Genomic DNA, 20,129 nt, shown 5'->3' on the forward strand with positions numbered 1-20,129 from the left:
CGATCATCGTGACGCTCGCATCGCGCGGATCACACGGGACAGCTGCTCGCCATCTATGGCTGTGTCCGTCCGCAGCACGACATCGCCGATCGCGATCTCAAGCTTGATCGCCGGAACCTGACGCTCCTCCAACGCACCTTCCACGACTAGCGGCGCGAATGTCGGCTGCGATACCTCGCGCGGCGGCAACATGCCTCGCTGTCGAAACCGCCGCCGCCAATCGTAGATTTGCCAGCGCGTCGCTCCGTGCTTGCGCGCCACCTCGGACACCTGGGCACCGGGTAACAGACTCTCGGCGACGATCCGAGCTCTCTCAGCTTCCGAACGTACGCGGCGCCCCGATGGTCCTTCAAGAACCTCCAGCCGGCTCACCGATCCCCTCGTTGAGCCGTCCAAATGGACGTCCTTTTTGCTGTCCAATCCCATCCGAAACCTCCGTCCAAGCCGGAGGCTTCTTTCGCACGTTCATTCGAATTCTGAAGCAAGGGTATCGGCTTCGCGCTTACTGCGTATCAACGTGCGAAGTCGCTTATCATTGCTGGCGCTTCCCTGGCTCTCGCCCCTCCTTCTCAGCAGGAGTGAAGGCGAGCGCTTGGAGAGGTTTAGGAGGAAGCCCACCATCCGTCGGGGAATGGCTCCAGCAAAGTCCGATTGACTTGGTTGTCGTTGTCAGGGGCTGATAGCGCCTGCATTCCAGCTTGGTGGCGCGCGGCGACGGAGGCGGACAGACAGGACGCCTGGTTCACGAGTTCGAAGGCGGCGCGAAGCAGGATGTGTCAAGCGTATTGGGGGCACACCGCGGGCGCTGCGCTCTGCTTCTTCGACCAGACCTCGAAGATCTTCCAATTCTGAGAGCTGAGACGTGAGTTCGCTAAGTCGTTGGGCATAAAGGATTGCGCGAGAGCTTCGCATGAATGTTCTCCCCTGCGCAAAAAAACTATCGGGAAAAACCGGCAAATCAATTTAACTATGTTAACGGGCTCGGTCACGAAAGTGCGCCCATAAGTTGCTCCAAGGCTATTCGAGGCTTCGCTACTCCCTCAGGGGCAGCGCGATGCGCTGGAGTCCGCTTTGGGACCACAACCGGACCTGCACCGCAGCAACTTTCAGCTTCGCGTGTCCACACGGAAAACAATGCAGCACGACGGGATGGGACCGAACGCTGTCTGGGACCGACCATAACCCGAGAACCTCGTCGCGCCCTGAAGTAGGCACGAGGCTGAATGTATGTCGATCACATTTTTAAACGAATTAAATCATATATTTGAAATCGACAGCTATCGTCACGAGAGAAGGTTCTAGCCCGGATTGATCGAATTCGGGGCCAAATGCAGTACCGTGCCTAGTCCGCAACGTCTCTAAAACGGGGGGCGTCTCTCAACGTGAGCAGCCCATTCGGCATTCCGGACTTTTTCACGCGGGTTTTGACGTTGGAAGGTCGATGGCGTCCAGCTCGGATCATCGGGCGCAAAGACGTGCAGATTGCCTCGCGTTCGAGAGAGTCCTCCGAAACCCGAGCGCCGCAAAGGCTCGCCCGATCAAAGCTCCCGGTGTACTGCGGGATGATCCGGTTCTTGACCTCTTCACCCAGTGCTTTTGCCGCCCTTCCGGTATGGCCGATCGCGTGCTTAGAAGGCCCGAGCGCCTTGAACATTCTTCTGGAGGAGATCGGCCCTTTAATTGCGGTTTGTTGTCAAGTTACCATTCTTCCTCTCTCCAGTGACACGCCCGTAGCGATTGCTCCGTCGGAGCTGGTCAGGTTGCGGAGACGGAGCGATCGCGGATGGCGAGACGATTGCCTAGCGGGATTGGCAATCGACATCGTTGGCGGCTTCAGCGAGTTGGGTTGATGTCGTAGATGGGGTCATGGTCCTTTCCGAGGTCGCGAGCGCCTCATGATGATGTCCGGATCGGGCGCCTCAACGTCTGCAGCGGAGTGCGGGCGAACCGCCACCAGCCGATTGACCGAGGTCACCACAACCACCGTCCCAGCGGGACATCGCCAGTCCGGCGGACCGGACCAGGAACTTGCGAGCAAATATTAGATTGGCTTCGGCTGGACCCAGTCGAACGATGTGCCATCGACCCAGATGCAGTGGAGAATCACGGCGATCTTTCGGGCAATTGCGACCTTTGCCTTCTTCATGCCGATCCGGTTGGCGAGCTTCATGCCTCAGGCCTTTAGAGAAGACCACTTTTTGGTTCGAGAAAGAAGGACAGTGGCGGCCTCGAACAAGTAAGTTCGGAGAAGCCGGTCGCCCCGTCGAGATATCTTTCCGTTGGTGTCGGTTTCGCCGGATTGGCTACGTCGCGGCGTAAGGCCGAGGTAAGCGCCGACTGTCGACGCCGATCGGAAGCGCGAGGGATCATCGATCGTGTGGCGGAACGTTAGGGCCGTGACGACGCCGACACCCGGGACCGTCATCAGTCGCCGCGTCGTCTCGTCCAGCTTCGCCAACTGGCGGACCTCGTTGTCGAACTTTTCCTGTTCTCGACAGATGTTCTCATGGATCGAGAGCAGCGGCGATATCACGTTGAGGAGTAAATGATCAGCGCCTAAGAATTCGCTGACCTGGTTGCGGAACTGTTGGCCGATCGCGCGAGGGAATAGTAATCCAGATTCCTTGATCAAGCCACGAATCTGGTTCTCAATGTCTCGGCGCATCGACACTAGCCGAGATCTGGCGACAAGGATCGCTCGGATCTTTTGGCTTTCCTCACTTTTGACCTTGACCTCTCGATACCATCCCACTCGCACCAGTTCTGCAAGGCCTCGCGCATCATTCTGACCGCTCTTGTTCATACGGACCGACAAAGCTGCGTGCGCATGCCGAGCGTCGATGCAGACCACCGGAAGCTCAACCCTGCGGAGTTCATGCCATAGCCAACTCGCCATCGCACCGGTCTCGAAGCCGATACGCTCGGATTGAGGCGCATGTTGCGAAGCAGGTCGGTCAAGGCACCAGGATTAGACTTGGCTTTTCCTTCGAAGATTACTTGGCCAGTCTCGTTGACAACGCATACGGCGGTTTCTCTCTGTGAGACGTCCAGCCCGACGTACTGCTTCATGGGAGCTCCTTCGAATCAGGTGATTGCGAGGGCTCGACGATAATGCGGCTTGCATGCCACGAGCGCCGACCGCAATTACGTCATCGTTTGCAATTTGCCCCCTCATCGGCGTCCAATTTTGGCTCTGACGCATATTCGATAATCGTGATTGTTTTTATGGCGCGCCAATCAGCCTTGCCTGAAGGAGATCGAGCTTAGCGCGCCCGTACATCTGCCGTTTGACCAGCTTGAGCTTAGTGATCTGCGCTTCCACTTGGCCATTGGACCATGGTTGCGTAATAGCGGCGTGCACCGCGCCCTTATCGTTGGCGATTCCATTCGCGAACGAGGCAATGAGGCTCCGCTTGGATTCTTCAATCCAAGGTTCGAGCTCGATCTCGGCCTTCCTTCGGATCATCGCGTGGAAGCGGCCAACGAGAGCTTGGGCATCGGCCAGCATAGGAACGTTTTGTTCGATGACCGCAAGCGTGACGGTCTCCGCCCTGGTTAGGTGGTCGCGCTTCGTCGTCATCAGCTGCGCTATCGTCCTGGCGGCGGGGACCTTCTGCAATTGTTGATGGCTGATAGTCTCGGCACGCCGCCGTCGCGTCGTCCATTCCGCCACCACGCGCAGCGATCCCTTGAAGCCTTGTCCCTTCAAGCGGCGCCAGAGCTCGGCACCGTTGCGACAGCCGCCTGACCACTGCGCGTCCAGGAACGGCAGATGCCCGTCCAGGGTGCTTTGACGGGTGCGGAACATATCCGTACCGCCGCCGCGGCTAATTTGGCGAACCAGATTGCGACTATGTCCTGTGCGGCGGACGATCTCCTTGAGCGACACACCGTCGCTGACGAGAGCCGTAATTACGGCATGGCTGTCGTGGCGCCGCAGATAGCCCTGATAGCGCAGCTTTTCCGCACAGGTCAGCAATTCCGGGTCGATCGTCGTCGCTCCGATTGCGGTTCGGATTCTGTTCATGGAGCGGCGCACCGCATCAAGGAAGGCCGCGCTCGCATTTTCCATCAGATGCCAGCGGTCGGCGACCTGGATGGCGTTCGGCAGCGCCTTGGCTGCTGCCTCGCCGTATCCACCACCGCGATCTCGCGACACAATGTTGATCGCTGGGTGCCTTGATAGCCACGCCCGAACGGTCGCAGTTTCCCGGTCGGGCAGCAGGGTAACGATTCGCCGGCGCTCCAAATCGCACACGATCGTCCCGTATCGATGGTTTCTCCGGAACGCCCAGTCATCGATGCCCACAACAAGCAATGGATCGGTCGGCATCGCCGCCCGCCGGCGGACCACCCGTAGCAAGGTATCGTTGCTGACGGGCAGCATGAGCCGCTTGGCGAAGCTTGCCGCCGGCCGGCCGCCCAGCGCCAACCCCAAGTGATGGACGATGTATTCCAGCCGTGCCGTCCGGCGCCGTCGAAGCGGAACGATGTCTTCTCCAAACCGCTCTGAGAAGATCCGCCGGCGGCAATGCGGCACCTCACATGTGAAGCGCCGCGTGAGCAATCGGAGGCGCACCTTTCTGCCCGCTGATGGCAAATCGGCCACGTGCCGGATGTAACGGCTATGGATTCGGCGCGATGCTGTCGTGCACAAAGGGCACTGGGCCTCCGTAGCCTCTGACCGAACAGCCAGAATAACCGAATCCTCTGAATCACTTACGCCATCAAACACCAAACCACTCGGTACGAGCGATGAAATTCGAAAGCCTGTCCGCATGGCGCCGATTCTCCGTTGAAGAACCACAGTCGCCGGCGAACTTCATCAGAAATGATGGTGTGGAACGGCCCTTCGACCCGGCATCAAAAGTGCCTAACGTGGTCGCTTAGAGAGGCGCCACAAAGGAAGGACCGTTCCATGGAGAAGATTATCACAGTGGGGTTGGATTTGGCCAAGTCGATCTTCCAAGTTCACGGCATCGCCGAAAACGGGAAAGTCTTGGTTCGCCGCACGTTGCGACGGTCGCAGGTGCTGCCTTTCTTTCGAGGGCTCCCTTCCTGCTTGGTGGGTGTGGAGGCTTGTGCGAGTGCACATCATTGGGCGCGCGAGATCGCAGCGCTGGGCCATTTGGTCCGCATGATGCCGCCAGCCTACGTGAAGCCCTACGTCAAACGAAACAAGACTGACGTGGCGGATGCAGAAGCCATTTGCGAGGCGGTCACCCGTCCGACAATGCGGTTCGTACCGGTCAAGACTGCGGAACAGCAGGCGGCCGGCATGATTTTGCGAACGCGAGAGCTGCTGATGAGGCAACGCAGCCAGACTGCAAATGCCCTGCGCGCTCATATGGCCGAACTAGGCATTATCGCGGGCACAGGCATGGCGAGCATTGCGAAACTCCTGGTGCTTCTCCGGGACGAGGATGACAACAGGATCCCTGGCGCCGCCCGGTTTGCCCTGATCCAATTCGCTGAACAAATTGAGATGCTTACAACCCGCATAGAGAAGCTCGACAAAGAGATTTTGGTCGCCGTCAGGAAGGACCCCGATGCGAGACGTCTGATGAGCATACCCGGTGTCGGTCCTCTCATCGCCGCCACCGTTCGGACGTCGGTCTTGGATCCTCAGGGCTTTGCGACCGCACGAGATTTTGCGGCTTGGACGGGACTAACACCGAGGGCACAGTCGAGCGGCGGGAAAGAAAGACTCGGGGCGATATCAAAGCGGGGAAATAGGCAACTACGAACGCTCTTAATCGTCGGTGCGACCTCTATCATCAAACTTGCCAAACGAGGCTTGAAAGTCCCGCTCTGGGTTCGGACCATGCTGCAAAGACGGCCAGTCAAGGTCGTATCGGTGGCGCTTGCCAATAAGATTGCGCGCACCATTTGGGCCCTCCTGGTCAGAGGCGGCATCTATCAGGCGCCGTCAGCAATGCTGAAATCCTAATCTTAAGAGCTCACCGGCAGAAGTAGAGAGCTGCCGACGAGGCAAGGTGCAAAATCTGGATGAACCTCGAATGACGACATTCCCTGTAGCAATCAGACCGCCTGACTCACTGCGCTTCGAGCGCGAGAAATTGATTGGGCGATTGCTTCCGCGGATATCATCGTGGCCAGCGGCCAGGCGCCGCGTTTACAGGCCGAACATATGACCGCACCGTCATCCCTTGTTCAACCAGAGAAAGATCTTGCAGCCCGGGCCGTTCCACATATGAGTCAGAGCCCAATTTTGACCCCTTTGCGCGGCGGGGTTTGCTGGTAGCGCTCGTCTCGTCGGAGCTGGCCGGGATAGCGGAGGCGAGACGAGCGCGGGTCGCGTGATCGTCGTCTCGGCTTTTGAACCGCCAGCTATCGTTGCCGGTCTCGACGTGAAAAGCCGTTTTAATTCGGTCTTCTCAAACCGTGGATCGGCCTAAGGCTTTGCGAGGTGCGGTGGGCGGGGCCCAAACCTGGGACCCGCCTGATTAAGAGTTTAGCCACGAGTTAAGAACGTTCAATGATTAGGCAGTCGCCGCCTGAGCATATTCGGCCGAAAATTGGCATCCGTCCCACAGGCATAGAGCGTCCGCTCCGAGGACACTCTTCCGGTTCCCGAGAAGGCGGACGAGCGATAGGCTCGGCCGACATCAACTGCAATGCCCGCGAGCCTGCCGGTCTCCAGTTGGCGCCAATCGCAGGATCTCGCGGGATCGTGCGTGGCGGTGCCGTCGCACACGCACGACTCCCAATTGGAACCATATCTCCGGTGACCGATTGGATCGCTGTTGAGTAGTGCAGACCAGCTGGCACCAGCCGGCACGAGACCTAGCGCCGGACATCGGTGGGGACGAATCCCATGATGGACCACGCGACCAGAGTTGGTAATCGATTGTTAGCAGCCTTGCCGCCGGCCGATTTCGCTTTGCTTGCGCCTCACCTGCGGAAAGTCGTGCTCGAGCGCGACGCCGTACTGGTCCGATCGGGAGATCGGATCGAGCACCTTCTCTTCCCCTGTGGCGGCGCGATTGCCTTCATCGTGGACTTGCCGAACGGGCAGACTGCCGCCACAGCGGTGATCGGTCGTGAAGGTGCGATCGGTCTAACGTTGGCGCTTGGCACATCCCACTCATCTGTGACGGTAGTCGTCCGCGTACCAGGGCCCGTGCTGCAGATTCCGGCGGCGCAATTTTTGTCAGCTCTGGGGCGCAGCCCCGCCATCGCATCCATGGCGCAGATTTTCACGAGATCGCTGCTGACGCAGGTTCAGCACGTCGCGGCTTGCAATGCACTGCATTCCGTCGAAGCCCGGATGGCCTGCTGGCTGCTTCAAATTCACGACCGGGCGAATAGCAGCAATCCCCTCCCTTTGACACAGGAGACTATGTCGGAGCTACTGGGGGTCCGGCGCACCACGGTCACGCATGTTGTGAGGGCATTGCGCGCGTCTCGAGCCTTGAAATCCAACCGCCGCGGTCAGCTCGAGATTGACCGGCCGCGGCTCGAAGCCGTGGCATGCGAGTGCTACAAGGTGATGAGCCGCAGAATCGATCGGATCGTTTCGCGTGGCGCAGCAGGACTTATTCACGCCGCGCCGGCGCGAGACGCCTGCCAGCCGCCCGGCAACCGACTATCCAGGGCAGGCTCGTAGACCCAGGGCTCTCGCGCGAACCACTCGTGTGTAGCCGCGCAGACCCGGCAATAGGTGCGCGAAAGAATACCGCGCTGCAACGAAACCTTTCGCGATCGGTTTCGATACCCGTCGAAATGGCGTCGCCCGTTTCCGGGCATTTGATCATCACCACACCCATCTTGATCTCCTGCAACCTGTTGCGCGGTCAGGGCACGCTGCCCCGCCATCGACTAGACCGAGCGTCCCCTCGTCGCGGAGATGTCCGTCCAGTCGAACCGCGCGGCCGGTAGCCTCGGTTCAGACGGTCTTGTGAAACACCCTATTGAAGCTGGTCTTGATGGGCTCGGTCGTCTCGATCGCAACTTTCTGCGCGAGCTCCCAGAGCTCCCGATTCTGTGCGGAGACGACTTCGAAAGCCTCGCGGCTTCGGGCGGTCGAAAGATGCACGATATCCAGCAGCGACCTGGTCTCAGCGAGCCGGGATAAAAACTCCAGGGTGGCCCTGGTATTGTCTTTGGAAATCTCGATGACCTTGGCACCGTAATCGACGGCCCCTCTGGCGTTCATTGAGCAGGCTTCACGGAGAATGTCGCTGATCTCCTCGGAAGTCGCTTTCATGCTCGCGATATTTTTCTTGGTCTGTGCGGCGCCCTGCTCGGCGAATCCACGGAAGAGTTCCTGGAAATTCAAAAGCGGCAAATCGATCCTTGGTTTTGCACCATTCGTATTCTCATTCACCGGATTGGCCTGCGTTTCGACTTTCACATTGGCATCATTCACGAGCTTTCATCCTTTCAAGCGAAACTAGTTAATGGATTGAAGACTCCCCGCTCCCGGCACGTACTGCGCCAGAAAACCAGCCCCCCTGTTCTCGGCGTGACCGGAGGCTGCTGCGGATGAACCGCTCGCCCCCTGCCGAAGCCAAATATGATCGATTAAATTCGAAACATCCGTTCGCTTTCGGACTCTCGCTGAAATAATTTGATGGGTTGCGACCAAGCGGAGCTTTAGATCTGCGACGTTGCAGCGACCGCTCGGTTGCACTCTGAGCTTGCTCGTCGTCTGAGATAGCCGGACTGGCGCCGCTCGCGCTGATGGTTCTCTTCTCGATCCACCCGGTCCCTGAGACTCTCAAGTTCTGCGAGTTGAGAGGCAAGGGCTTCGAGACGCTGGCGAAGAACAGCGGCAGGGTTGTCCACTCGAGCGCAGATTTTCATGTGAGTTCTCCTAGCAATATGTCCGCGAGAATTCCGCCAGCTTTGACGTGGGCAAAAAAAATATGCAATCAAAGGAAAACGCGACTAATTCGGCATGCTGCGTTGCCGATGACGATGCGGCGGCGCGTTAAAAAAGTACTCATGTGCCCCGGCGCGCGGCACGCTCCATTGGGTCTGGCTGCTCAGCTTGCAACAACAACGGATCGAACCGTTGCTAAGGCTCGGAGCGGGTTGCGCTCGAAAGTCGAGTGGCGGCTCGCTCGCACTCGGGCTTGTGCCTCCGCTCGTCGTCTTCTTCATCTGCACAATCGACCCCTCCATATGCGGCCGGATTTCCGGAGTTCCCTCCCGTCGCGAAAGGTCCTTCGCCACCGGTCGCTCCGCCCGATCTGCCGCCCCCGCCGGATGGCTTTCCAGCAGCAGATGAGCCACCACGGCGCCCCCCAGGTCCGCCACTACCTCCAGGTGACCCGCCGCCAGAGGACCCCGAGGCCCCAGAGGACGGACGATCGTTGTTGAAGAATGACTGGTCCCTATCATCGCCATGCGTTGCTCCGTTCTGTCCGCCTGAACGTGCGATGGCTGTCGAGGTCAGCGAGGTCGACAGCAGCAGCGTCATGACGGGGGGTGTCACGGCCGCGAATCTTCCGCAGGTTTTCAGGAACGCCCGCCGGTCGTCATCTTCATTGCCACCTTGGGTCACGATGCGCCCCCCTTGATTTAATTTGGTTCATTCGTATTATATATTAAATAGACTTTCAACCAAAAACTTTTGTTCGAAAGATGGGGATTGCGAAGCGTGCGCCACCAGCAGATTGCCAGCATTTCCATGCCCTTCGGGCTTGCTAGCCCGTTGCCGGAGCCCCAATCGAGAGTATCAAATTAATATTTAATATGCATATATCTGATTAGCTTGGTTAAGAGCAGCGCACGAGGATGATTGCCATGCCACTGCAATTTCACCGGCCAATCGAAAACATGGAGATCTGGAGCGCGAGCGGCGATGGCTTCTCGTTTGTGATCAGCCTGGAGAGCCCTACCGGTCCAGGCTTTCACGGACGCTTCGGGTACCTAGCGAGTTGGCGGCCACTCTACGAGAACAACGGCGCGATCAAGATCAGCGGGTCGCCCTTCCGAACATTGGCTGAGGCCGAAGGAGCCTGCCGCAACATGGCCGAACATCTGCGCGCCGCAACCGATGCTCACCGCCCAGCATGATGCGATGTCCAGCTAACGCGTACGTTCCGGAAGGACATTGCTACGCTTGACGTCCTCGTCGTTTCGAACCGACGAATCCTGCTGTAGTAGGCCGGAAGGGGCGAGTTCACGTGCGGCCGCATGTTTCCCGTTTTGCGAAATTGCAAATGCCGCGAGAACTGTTCGATTGCTGATATCGAGCTTCTGGAAGATGTGGTGAAGGTGGACTTTGATCGTACCATCGGTAATGTTCAGGAAACGCCCAATCTCCTTGTTCGACAGCCCCTCCGATACAAGTCTCATGATCTGCCGTTCCCGGTCGGTCAGCTGCGTCGGAGCCTTTTCCTCACCGATGTGAGACTCCCCACGGACCTCGCCACCTGTGCACGGCGACCGCGATGCCGGCCCCTGGCGTTCCGCAACCTTCCTCAGGGTCGCGACCAGCATCTCCGGCTCAGCATCCCTCGTGAGGACGAGGCAGGCGCGGCCCGCGGCCAGCGTCTGCGACCTTTGATCGCCGGCCTTTTCAGCGAAGAAAATGACCCGGGTACCTTGGCCAGCGGTGTTTGCGATAGCCAGAATGTCAGGTCGACTGATACTGGGCATTGCAATATCGACCAGTGCAATGTCGGGCACCAAAAGTCGGATGGCCCCAATGCAGCTTGCAGTATCGCCGCAGGCGGCCACGATCGCGAAATCGCGCTGCGCCGCAAGGACGCTGCTGATCCCCTGCAAGACGATCGGGTGCCGATCCGCGATGACGACTCTGATGCGGCGCATGCTTCCCCTGCCTATTCCTGATACCCCGCGCGGCAGTTTTTATTCCTGCATTCACCTCAAGACGCGCGGGAAGCACAACAATCCGTTCTGCCAAAATGCCGCACTGTCAATTCGTCACGGCGCGCATCGGCAACGCATGATGGCCACACCACTATAACTCGCTTTGAGAATGCGTGCAGCACCGTAGGATTGCGGTCCTCCATGGAAAATCCGAAGCAGCCGATTCATCTACAAAACAGCGCCTTCTCACCTGGCTATGATCTGCAAAACTCTCCCGCAGATCTGGCGGTCGAGTATGTGGCTGCCTGTCAGGATTGGTTAACCGCCATCAAGCTCATCACCGACCACTTATTACGAACGATATATAGTCACATTCACGATTCAAATCTAACATTCGACAAACTTGACCGGAGCGAGGCAGCTGAAAGCCTCGACCCATAACACGAAGAGGAGGGTCAAAAAGTAATACTATTCATCCAACATCAATATGAGGAGTGGAAATTTTCCAACCATTAATCAGACGTCGCGAACGATAACGGCTCTGCTTCGGCAGTAGCACCGATGAAAACCTGGTCAGCAAAGTTCGGGCGACATTTTCGCTAACCCGGCAAACTTCAATCTGCGGTCACGGGACATCGCTGGTAATGAGTAGGTGGTCATATGTATTCTTCGGCTGTTTTGCGCCAAACGCATGAATCTCTGATCGTTCAATTCACCGAATTGCAGAATTTACGTAGTCGCGTGTCGATGGCCGAGCAGCGCTTGCTCGGCCCGATGCGAAGGGTCCGCCGGCGGAGACCGGCTGGGAGGCGACCGGCCGGTCGAAGGCACAGGCCCGGCTGGTAGCGCCAAGAAGTACCGCACTGCACACTAGAGTTCTGTGCGCGGGCCGATCAGGCTTGCCCGACGGGGCTTCGACCTGATAAGCCCCCCTCCTATTTCAAATCGGAAGTAGTGGGGACGGCTTCCATGGGGAACGAAGAGTGGGCATCCGCGACCACAGCTGAGCTGTGGCGGCTTTACGATGAAGTGACGACTGTTCTTAGTCGGAGAATGATTGCGGAAAAAGCCAAGCTCGAAGAGCGGCTTCGCAGGATCGAGGGAACTTCCGGGGCCCCCAACGGGGAACGTGCGCGCCGCCCCTACCCGCCCGTGCTGCCGAAGTATCAAAATCCGAAAAACCCGTCCGAGACCTGGTCCGGTCGTGGCAAGCAACCCCGCTGGCTGAAGGCGCAGCTCCGAGCCGGCAAGAAGCTGAACGATTTGTTAATCAACCGTTCATCCAGCCACAAGCGCCGCCGCACCGGTTGAGCCCCGCGACGGTCGCGACGCCGTAGACACTGCTATGGCGCGGCTGTCCACAGCAACATCTAGCGATCGCGATCCTCTTTATTGTTCGGACTGCCGTCACCGCCGCCGTTGCCGTAGCCATTGTTGCCATGAACAATATGACCGCCTGAACTGGCTATCGCGGTTGACGTAAGAGAGGTGGACAGCAACAGCGTCATGGCAGGAGGGGTGACGGCGGCAAATTTTCCGCAGCTCTTCAAGAACTCACGACGATCTTCGCCGTCGGTATCGAGATGGGTCATGGGATCATCCTGCAACAGCCAGCCCTCAATTAAATGGTACGTCAAACTAGCGGAAGAGCAACTTAAATTTGTTAATGCAGTATTTATTCCTCAGCTTGCCCGTGGATATTTGCCATTAGATCGGTGGAGACCGGAGTTGCGGCGAAAATGGAAACTTGGGCCGGCCGCGGATTGCATTTATTTCGACGTTGAGGGCCGCTGAAGGCGCGCAGGACAGCCAAACGCCTTGGCACCTGTAGGAATATCCCTGTTGACCAGTGAATTTGCACCTACGATCGCGCGGTCGCCGATCGTTACACCCATTTGGATCACGGAATTAGGGCCCACATATACTCCATTGCCGATCCAGGTGGGTGCGTAATCGATCGGGTCCCTGCCGAGCGAAATAGAACGATTTACGGTGTTATGTGTGTAGATCTGGACGCCAGCGGAGATGGAGCACCAGTCCCCTATCTGCAAATCTCCCCCCGAGCCATCCAGGATACATCCTGGTCCAATCCAGGTATTTCGTCCGACATTGACAGATCCCAGCACGAGCACGTTGTCGTACATCGTGGTCCCCTCGCCGAAGCCATATGCTGCGGCGTTTTCGTCGCGTTCGGTGAGAAGGTCTCCGATCGGGACCCTCCGGTCGAACTGCTCCCTCTTGCGAATTGCGAGAGCCCGCAAGAACTCGCGCGCAAATGCGAGCCATTGATCCAGGCGGTCATCGGACATTCTGGGATCGTGCTGTGAATGCATAATTGGCTCATAACAGCAATGACCAACTAGAGGACAACAAAGCCTCCGATACAAGTGTAAAGTGGCGGCAATGGTGCTTGGGGAACGCTCCTTGGCGCAGCCGGCCGGTATCGCCCTCACCCAGTTGAACAGCTCCGCAAGCCCGGGACCGGCTTTTCCCTGGCCGGCACGCCCACTCGATTGATGGAGACCGTGCCGTAGCGGCAAATGGATGGCCCTCTTTGCGGGGTGGCCCTGCCTCCCGCGAGCGTTTCGAAGCGACACCCCACGCAGGGGGCGCGCATTCGGAAGATGAAAGGATAGAGGACGCCATGAATTTGGAAACCTGCTTTGATTCTCCTCAACAAAATTGGCTTCGTTCTGCAGAAATTCGCGCTACCTTGTCTTGCCTGGACGGAGCAACGCGCGAAAGGCCCGGTCGCGGCGCGCCAGCGCACGCGACTCGTATCGGTCGAGCTTGGCAAGCTCGGGTAGGGCACGACGGATGGCTTCCGTGCATCGATCCCGCCCTGGCGGCGGCATTGTCTCGGAGGGCAGATTCAGCGGCTTTTCACCGCAGCTGCCGAGCCATACTCTCATCTCACGCATAAAAACGACGTCGGAAACATCCTGCGGCGATCCCGTCGCGTAAGTACGCTCGAGCCAGGCAATGCGCCATAGCTTGACCCGCACCAAGATAAATTCAGCATGCGCGGCGTCAAGCGCATGGGAGCAGCATCGGATCGGCGGCTTCGTTGGCGAATTGCCGCGCGAGCTCGTTGATCTCCGCTAGCGCGTCGCAACTGAATACCGCGGCCAGGCCCATGCCGGCTGGCGTTTTTTCTCGTCCGCCATCTGCCTGCAGCACTCCGCGGCCCGGTGCTCTTGCGGGCGTTGAGGCGGTTGGCGGCGATTTGCCCTGCGCTCGCCATCTTCTATTCAGCCCTTTCAGAACGGCGGCCCTCCGCTTCGTTTTCGGCAATGATTCGGTTTGAGACTTCCCTCGCCCTCCTCGCGAGCGGCGCTTCACTTTCCGAGAGGAGACGCAACGCTTTGTTGCGTCGCTTCAGCGCCGATGTCAGCAGACTGTCCAACACTTCGAGATCCGGAAAAACCATTCTGATCGCTTCGGCCTCAATGGCGGTCTCGTTAAGGCTAAACGGCTCGAGCCGCTTGGCTACTTCCTGCTTGCCTGCCCTGGTGCCGAACCACCCATCGGCAAGATGCAGAGCGATTAGCTCATTAACATCCGCAACGTGCTGCAGCAGATTCGAAAGCGCGTTGCGGTACTGAGACTGGATCAAAGCTGTTCGAGTGCGCTGGTACCGAACGATCTCCCATGTCGCCTGGATCACGTCCATGACCCAACTTTCTCGGATCGGGTCATCAGGCTTGATGTACTCGATCATAGCGATCGCGAGCGCGTCGAACTCCTCCTGCGATTCACTGGTGAGCACCGGCCGTGCAGAAAGCAGCTGAAGACAACTAAAGTTTGATCGCGCGGTCATTTTCCCTGCCTCTCGCATAAGAGATTGCATTCGTCCGACCTTGATGTCTGACGAGCTGCTTCCCGGAAAAACACCGCCACTGGGAAAACGCTAATCCGAATCGTGGAAGTTCGCGTCACCACAAGGCTGACAGGCCGGGGGTTAAAACAGGCCTAACGAGTTCTTCGATTCTCGCTGCGCGAGCTATGCAGCGACCCCATGCTTCGGGCTCGAGGCCGAGATGCTTATCCGCACGCGCTAGTTGACAGCGAAGGCCCATTCGAATGTCTGAGCTATGAGCGTGGTCTTTCGCTGGTTCCTTTCCGGAGGCGGGCTCCGGGACCTCCGCCATTCTCGTCGATGAACTCGACGCCGGCGGACTCGAGAGCTTGTCGAAGGGCCTGCTCGTTCGCAGCGGTGACCGGGATCTCTCCGTCAATGACCTCTACCCGGCGGATAGTCGCTACGCCGACCTTTGAGGCCTTAGCCAAGTCGAGCGCACTCCACCTCAGTAAGGCACGAGCAGCGCGGAGCTGAGCACTAGAAAGTCCCATGCACGCCCTTGACTTTTTTATATGATATTGTATAAAACATACAACTCCAGGAGTTCATCAGATGGATTTTCCGCCAAAACGAATACCTGATTCAGTGACTCGCCGCTCGTTCATCGGCGGGTCGGATGCCCGCATAATCATGGGCAGCGACGTGGGGGCGCTGCTCCGGCTCTGGCAGGAAAAACGTGGCGAGGTCGAGCCTGCGGACCTGTCGGGCGATCTGATCGTCCAGCTCGGCACCGCGACGGAGCACCTCAACCGCGCCTGGTACGAGCGCCAAACCGACCACGCGATCGAGCACATTCAACGGCGGGTTTTCCACCCCGTGCACAAGTGGATGGCCGCGACTCTCGATGGGCGGGTACACCAAACTGCCGCGGTGTTTGAGGCCAAGTTCATGCTGCCCTGGAATTTTTCCGAGGAGGCGGCGGCCGACAAGCACATGGCCCAGCTGCAGCACAACATCTGGGTTGTCGCCGCAGGCACCGCGGTGCTGTCGATCATCACCGGTGGTGGCCGGTGGGTCGAAATCAAGATCCATGCCGATCCGCTTTATCAACACCTGCTGCTCACCGCCGAGAAGAAATTCTGGCGCGGTGTGCAAAATGGCGAGGCGCCGCAGCTGTTTGGAGTCGAACCGCCCCGGCCGCGGCTGGCGGCGGTGCGTGTGGTCGATATGACAGGATCGAACGCCTGGGCTGAATTTGCGGCGCTCTATCGCAAATCCAACGCCGCAGCGCGCGAGCATGAGCGGGCGAAAACAGAGCTCAAGGCGCTGGTGCCGGAAGACGCAAAGGAGGCCAGCGGCCACGGCTTGCGCGCCAAGCGCTCGAAGGCGGGCGCGATCAGCTTCGACATGGTCGACGCCGCATAATCCGTCCGCCAAGCTCAGCCCCGGCTGCCGCTTGTCCCAGCTCGAGCCACCCGCTTCGGAGCCTCTGCCGATGCTGCCGCCCTTTGACTTCATCCACCTCGATCCCTCCTGTGATCCGCCGCATTCGTACCAAGCGGCATTCGAATTGTTCGCTGAACTGTGGGCTAAACTGCGCGGCTTTGAGGCGAGTTCCGCCCAAGACTACGTCCTTCTCGCCGTGATCCGTCACCTGGAGAACCAGCTGGTCATCGCCGGACTCATGCTGGCCACCCAGCTCGACCTCCTGAATGACAGATAACCCTCAAGCAGTGGAGATAGCCATGCAGCGCTGCAGCGGGACCATCAGCCAGATCGCCGGCGCGCTGGCCAAGGCGCAGGCCGAGCTGGAAAACCCGGAAAAGTTATTAACCGCGACCATCGTGTCGCCGTTCCCGCGCGAGGAAAACCGCACCTTCCGCTATGCCTCGCTTGCCAGCGGGCTTGAGATCGTGCGCAAGTGCCTCACCAGATACGAGATCGCGACCGTGCAGGCCACCGCGATCGATGCCGACACCGGGCTGATCAGGCTCTCGACCACCCTGCTCCACACCTCGGGCGAATGGATTGCCTCTGATTGGCCGGTATGCCCGGTCGCCGACACCGCCGCACCGCACCGAATGGGCGCGGCGCTGACCTATGCGCGGCGCAATGCGCTGTTCACGCTGGTCGGCATTGCCGGCGAAGACGATCTGGACGCCCCCGATGCGTTAGCCGGCCCGCCCGCTGCGGCGTCGCAACCAGCCGTTGGCGCGATAGCCAAGCCCGCCAAGGGCGTGCTCAACCGCGCGCCGGTGCTGGGGCCGCCAAGGTCCGCCGAGCTCCGCGAGCAGCTGTTGCGCCAGCTCGCAGAGCTGTCTGGCAGCACTGACCTGCTTGCCTGGGCCAAGGCCAGCCTTCCTCTCAAGAACAGCCTGCTGGAGGCTGACGCCCGCTTGGTCGAGGCCGCCTATCAGAGCAAGCTCGAGGACGCCATCCCTCCCGCAGCCAGCAGGGTCGAACAAGCGCACGCGTTAGATCGCGAGCCAAGCCTGGCAGAAGAACCGCTGCCGGCAGCAGTTGCGGGCACCGAGACCACGCCGCAGCCGGCCCTGCCAGCGGCGCCCGAAACGGGGCTCGCTCATCCCAAAGAGCCTCCCCGCAAGCGCAGCAAGGCCCACCTGCTGTTCGTCCGCAAGCAGCCCTGCCTCGTCTGCCAGCGAGCCCCGTGCGATGCCCACCATCTGAAATTCGCCCAACCTAGGGCGCTCGGCCGCAAGGTCAGTGACGAGTTCACCGTCCCCCTGTGTCGCACCCATCACCAGGAGCTGCACCGGCATGGCAACGAACGGGCCTGGTGGGCCAATATGCAGATCGCGCCGCTGCCGGTGGCGCAGGACTTGTGGGTGGCGAGCCCCCGGGGAGGAGGCCTCACCGCTATGAACGGCGCCTTCCAAACGGCGCGCCCGCGCTGCCGGCGGAGTTCAGTCGCCGAACTCTCCTGGGAGATTCAGCGCTACCGCGTACTGCGCCACAAGCTTCTTGAGACTTATAGCCAAAAGGCGATTGAGGCCACGCTCCGCCGCATCGGCATGGTAGTGATCGCCTCGGAGTTCGAAGACAAGGCCGTGTACTACACGCTGCAAAACGCGCTGAGCTGGCGGATCGATCCAATCGCTACGTTCGAGATCAACGCGCGTCTTGCGTCCTATGGATTCGATGCGACGCCATCAACACGGAAGTCTACGCGCAGGCGCGCGAGCTCTTGGTCCTGTTCGACGGCTTACTCAATGCCGCGCAGACAAAAGCGCATGTTGCTGCTCCACGAGATCCGGAAACTCGTAAGCGGGCCCATGCGTCGGGGGGCGTCGCCATGCCGCTCACGGAGCGCTTGAAGTCGGGCACAATTAGCTCCGGCTTGTGGCCATCGAATAGGCCGTCACACGATCAAGACAATCCATCTTGCCGCAACGTACGGCCGATTTTCTGTGTCCACCCGCGCACACATCCACACATCTTGCGTTAGAGTCCACGATGGCACAGGCGGATTTGTTCTGGACCAAAGATCTTCTCGTTAAAGACTAACGTTGGGGCGAATATCGGACACAGCTCACAGGCATGGCAAAATTACAAAGCCGGCACGACGTACTCCGGTACTCCGTCAAAGCGTACGTAGATAACTGAGGATGGCTCGGCGTTCTGTCGCGCTGACATCACCGGGGAAATCCATTCTCGTTCCAGGACAGAAGACGCTTGGTGCTTTGAGGAACTCGTTAAGGCGCTCTTCGGTCCATGTGCCCCCTACCCGGCGCAAACTTGATGAATAATCCGGATAGCTCGTGACCGACGCGACTTGACGACCAACAATGCCGACTAAATCTGGTCCGATCCGATTGCCAATCATCAAGTTCGGCTGATGGCAGCCGCTACACTTCTCCGCGAAAAGAGTTTCACCCGTGGCACCTTCCTTGGGACGAAGGGAGATCAATTTCTGTTCATCCGTCCATAGCAAGAGACTGCCATCATTGCCCTCGATGAGGTCGCGGATGCGACTCCCGATCGCGATCGGCTCGAGGTATTTGACCTGACCGTCCCGCACACGCGCGCGAAACAGCGTCGCCGCCTTGAGTGTGGCGATCAGGAGATCACCTTGCCACTGCGCAAACAATCCGCGCTCCACCCCGACTAAATTAGAAACTGCGATCGAGGGGACCCAAGCGAACACTGGAGCTTCATAGCCCTTCTGCTCCGCAACAGGTTTATTCAGCGGCCACGAGAACGAACCATAGTCTGTTCCATAGGTCGCAAATGGCCAACCATAATTGGCGCCCCGGACCAGCTGATTGAGTTCGTCGCCGCCCTGCGGGCCATGCTCGGTCGACCAAATTGTTCCAGACCGATCGATATAGAGGCCTTCCGCATTTCGGTGACCAATCGTAAAAATTTGAGTGTTTCCATCCGTAATGTTAATGGCCAGTGTTTTGCCGTACGAGGCTGCCGGGTCCTGTGCATAGGCGTGAACCGAGGCAGCCCCGTCGAAGCCAAAATCACCGACGGTCAACAGCAGCGTTTCCGGATTTAAGAGAGCCATCCGGCCCCCACCAAAATAACCGACAAAAGGAATTCCGCGGCGGCGGTGTTCGCCGCGCGTTGGCAGGCAAGGTGAGGTCTCATATAGGGTTCTCCATCCGGAGACAGATTCCCCGCGAAGTAATGCCGCGCGGTTCGCCTCGAGGACGGAGATGCGTTCGGTCCAACATTCCTGACCAACACGCCAGTAAGCGTGCGAGACGAAAATGCGTGTACTGGCGCCGACCTCCTGAACCAGCAGGTCATACGTTCGGAACCACTCAGGATTAAGAATCTCGTGTCCGGCCTCTCTGCTCTGGGTCTCTTGAGGCACCCAGTCGGAGCGGTCTGCCCATGGACGGCCTGCAGCCGCGGAAAACGCCTCGCCGTTGATCGGTACCAGATACGGCAGCGTGTGGACGGTCATGTGGTCGACCGCTTCCCAGGAGAAGACATGGAGATGGCCGTCTCCGCTCACGAGAAGATAACGATCGCCGATCCGGGCCAGTGCTCCGCCGCGCACCGCAGATTTTGGAAACGCGTTCGAATAAGTGTGAACGTCCAAATTGTAGAACTCAGTCTTGATCGAGGTATTAGTGTGCACCGCTACATCGGGTGTAACCCGCAATGCGAACGACCCCGCGGCCGCCGCTGCCAGCAGCCCGCCAAGCGCCAGAGCTTGGTGCAGCGCCGCAGTTCCTACGAAGTACGGGGCGGGGACGAGCACCAGGGCAGACGTGAAAATCCCGAGGGTGATGGCGCGGGAATAATCGGTTCTGGTGAGGACAAACCCCAAGAAGACCACACCAAAAATCGCCATTGTGGACGCGATTGTCCCACCCAATCCCCGCCCCGGTGATGAGGGCCTAATCAAGAGAGTACATGCGGCGCTTAGGACGAAAGACGCCATAAGACAGCCAAATGGAAGCGACCGGGCAGGAGGAAGCCGCCAAAATGCCATCCCGCAGGTCAGTACTGGAAATAGCAAAAGCAGCACGACACACATGGCATA

Annotated in this window: 15 protein-coding genes and 4 pseudogenes; 8 read left to right on the forward strand and 11 right to left on the reverse strand. The window is 59.0% G+C overall.

Features of this window, described 5'->3' with window-relative positions:
• Nucleotides 1-3 precede the first annotated feature (3 nt).
• From IVB50_RS18965 to IVB50_RS18980, 4 genes and pseudogenes are all read right to left on the reverse strand, one after another.
• Complete coding sequence (locus IVB50_RS18965) at nucleotides 4-192, reverse strand: hypothetical protein (protein ID WP_247296968.1); 189 nt, start codon at nucleotides 190-192, stop codon at nucleotides 4-6.
• Nucleotides 193-195: 3 nt separating this feature from the next.
• Nucleotides 196-426, reverse strand: a pseudogene (locus tag IVB50_RS18970) (transposase); the annotation flags it as partial.
• A 1,615-nt stretch (nucleotides 427-2,041) separates the two neighbouring features.
• Nucleotides 2,042-3,069 (reverse strand): annotated as a pseudogene (locus tag IVB50_RS18975) (IS110 family transposase).
• 154 nt (nucleotides 3,070-3,223) lie between these two features.
• Nucleotides 3,224-4,780, reverse strand: coding sequence for an ISL3 family transposase (locus IVB50_RS18980; protein WP_247296945.1), 1,557 nt, complete (start codon nucleotides 4,778-4,780; stop codon nucleotides 3,224-3,226).
• Nucleotides 4,781-4,918: 138 nt separating this feature from the next.
• Between IVB50_RS18980 and IVB50_RS18985 the strand changes: the two genes are divergently transcribed.
• A complete protein-coding gene (locus IVB50_RS18985; protein ID WP_247296946.1) occupies nucleotides 4,919-5,950 on the forward strand; it encodes an IS110 family transposase in 1,032 nt (343 codons plus the stop codon).
• Nucleotides 5,951-6,218: 268 nt separating this feature from the next.
• Here the strand turns inward: IVB50_RS18985 and IVB50_RS42740 are convergent.
• Nucleotides 6,219-6,371 (reverse strand): annotated as a pseudogene (locus IVB50_RS42740) (IS21-like element helper ATPase IstB); the annotation flags it as partial.
• Between the two features lie 467 nt (nucleotides 6,372-6,838).
• On the opposite strand from IVB50_RS42740, the gene IVB50_RS18990 reads away from it, so the two are divergent.
• Entirely contained in the window at nucleotides 6,839-7,630 is a 792-nt protein-coding gene (locus IVB50_RS18990) for a Crp/Fnr family transcriptional regulator (RefSeq protein ID WP_085352704.1), read from the forward strand.
• 279 nt (nucleotides 7,631-7,909) lie between these two features.
• On the opposite strand, the gene IVB50_RS42160 is transcribed toward IVB50_RS18990, so the two are convergent.
• Entirely contained in the window at nucleotides 7,910-8,392 is a 483-nt protein-coding gene (locus tag IVB50_RS42160) for a phasin family protein (protein WP_247296947.1), read from the reverse strand.
• 1,382 nt (nucleotides 8,393-9,774) lie between these two features.
• Between IVB50_RS42160 and IVB50_RS19005 the strand changes: the two genes are divergently transcribed.
• Nucleotides 9,775-10,047 (forward strand): hypothetical protein, encoded by a 273-nt coding sequence (locus tag IVB50_RS19005; RefSeq protein WP_162847239.1) that lies wholly within the window; start codon nucleotides 9,775-9,777, stop codon nucleotides 10,045-10,047.
• A 12-nt stretch (nucleotides 10,048-10,059) separates the two neighbouring features.
• Here IVB50_RS19005 and IVB50_RS19010 read toward each other — a convergent pair whose 3' ends face one another.
• The gene (locus IVB50_RS19010; RefSeq protein WP_247296948.1) at nucleotides 10,060-10,806 is read right to left on the reverse strand and encodes a response regulator transcription factor; all 747 of its coding nucleotides are present in this window, start codon (nucleotides 10,804-10,806) and stop codon (nucleotides 10,060-10,062) included.
• 201 nt (nucleotides 10,807-11,007) lie between these two features.
• Here IVB50_RS19010 and IVB50_RS19015 point away from each other — a divergent pair, with 201 nt between their 5' ends.
• Together IVB50_RS19015 and IVB50_RS19020 are read left to right on the forward strand one after the other, a co-directional pair.
• On the forward strand, nucleotides 11,008-11,247 hold the full coding sequence (locus tag IVB50_RS19015) for a hypothetical protein (protein WP_247296950.1): 240 nt from the start codon (nucleotides 11,008-11,010) through the stop codon (nucleotides 11,245-11,247).
• Nucleotides 11,248-11,775: 528 nt separating this feature from the next.
• A complete protein-coding gene (locus tag IVB50_RS19020; protein ID WP_085358730.1) occupies nucleotides 11,776-12,117 on the forward strand; it encodes an H-NS histone family protein in 342 nt (113 codons plus the stop codon).
• A gap of 59 nt (nucleotides 12,118-12,176) precedes the next feature.
• Here IVB50_RS19020 and IVB50_RS19025 read toward each other — a convergent pair whose 3' ends face one another.
• The 3 genes from IVB50_RS19025 to IVB50_RS19035 all read right to left on the reverse strand — a co-directional run bounded on the left by IVB50_RS19025 (nucleotide 12,177) and on the right by IVB50_RS19035 (nucleotide 14,626).
• Nucleotides 12,177-12,398, reverse strand: coding sequence for a hypothetical protein (locus tag IVB50_RS19025; protein ID WP_085358728.1), 222 nt, complete (start codon nucleotides 12,396-12,398; stop codon nucleotides 12,177-12,179).
• 177 nt (nucleotides 12,399-12,575) lie between these two features.
• Entirely contained in the window at nucleotides 12,576-13,115 is a 540-nt protein-coding gene (locus IVB50_RS19030; protein WP_240543185.1) for an acyltransferase, read from the reverse strand.
• A 938-nt stretch (nucleotides 13,116-14,053) separates the two neighbouring features.
• The gene (locus tag IVB50_RS19035; protein WP_247296951.1) at nucleotides 14,054-14,626 is read right to left on the reverse strand and encodes a hypothetical protein; all 573 of its coding nucleotides are present in this window, start codon (nucleotides 14,624-14,626) and stop codon (nucleotides 14,054-14,056) included.
• 594 nt (nucleotides 14,627-15,220) lie between these two features.
• Here IVB50_RS19035 and IVB50_RS19045 point away from each other — a divergent pair.
• The 3 genes and pseudogenes from IVB50_RS19045 to IVB50_RS19055 form a co-directional block, all read left to right on the forward strand.
• On the forward strand, nucleotides 15,221-16,033 hold the full coding sequence (locus IVB50_RS19045) for a YqaJ viral recombinase family protein (RefSeq protein ID WP_247296953.1): 813 nt from the start codon (nucleotides 15,221-15,223) through the stop codon (nucleotides 16,031-16,033).
• 70 nt (nucleotides 16,034-16,103) lie between these two features.
• On the forward strand, nucleotides 16,104-16,331 hold the full coding sequence (locus IVB50_RS19050; protein ID WP_085358751.1) for a hypothetical protein: 228 nt from the start codon (nucleotides 16,104-16,106) through the stop codon (nucleotides 16,329-16,331).
• A gap of 22 nt (nucleotides 16,332-16,353) precedes the next feature.
• Nucleotides 16,354-17,466: pseudogene (locus IVB50_RS19055) on the forward strand (ERF family protein); the annotation flags it as partial.
• 743 nt (nucleotides 17,467-18,209) lie between these two features.
• Here IVB50_RS19055 and IVB50_RS19060 read toward each other — a convergent pair.
• Nucleotides 18,210-19,937: a PQQ-dependent sugar dehydrogenase gene (locus tag IVB50_RS19060; protein ID WP_161495152.1), complete on the reverse strand. Its 1,728-nt coding sequence runs from the start codon at nucleotides 19,935-19,937 to the stop codon at nucleotides 18,210-18,212.
• Nucleotides 19,938-20,129 lie beyond the last annotated feature (192 nt).

This window comes from Bradyrhizobium sp. 87, assembly GCF_023073015.1.
Taxonomy (GTDB): domain Bacteria; phylum Pseudomonadota; class Alphaproteobacteria; order Rhizobiales; family Xanthobacteraceae; genus Bradyrhizobium; species Bradyrhizobium canariense_D.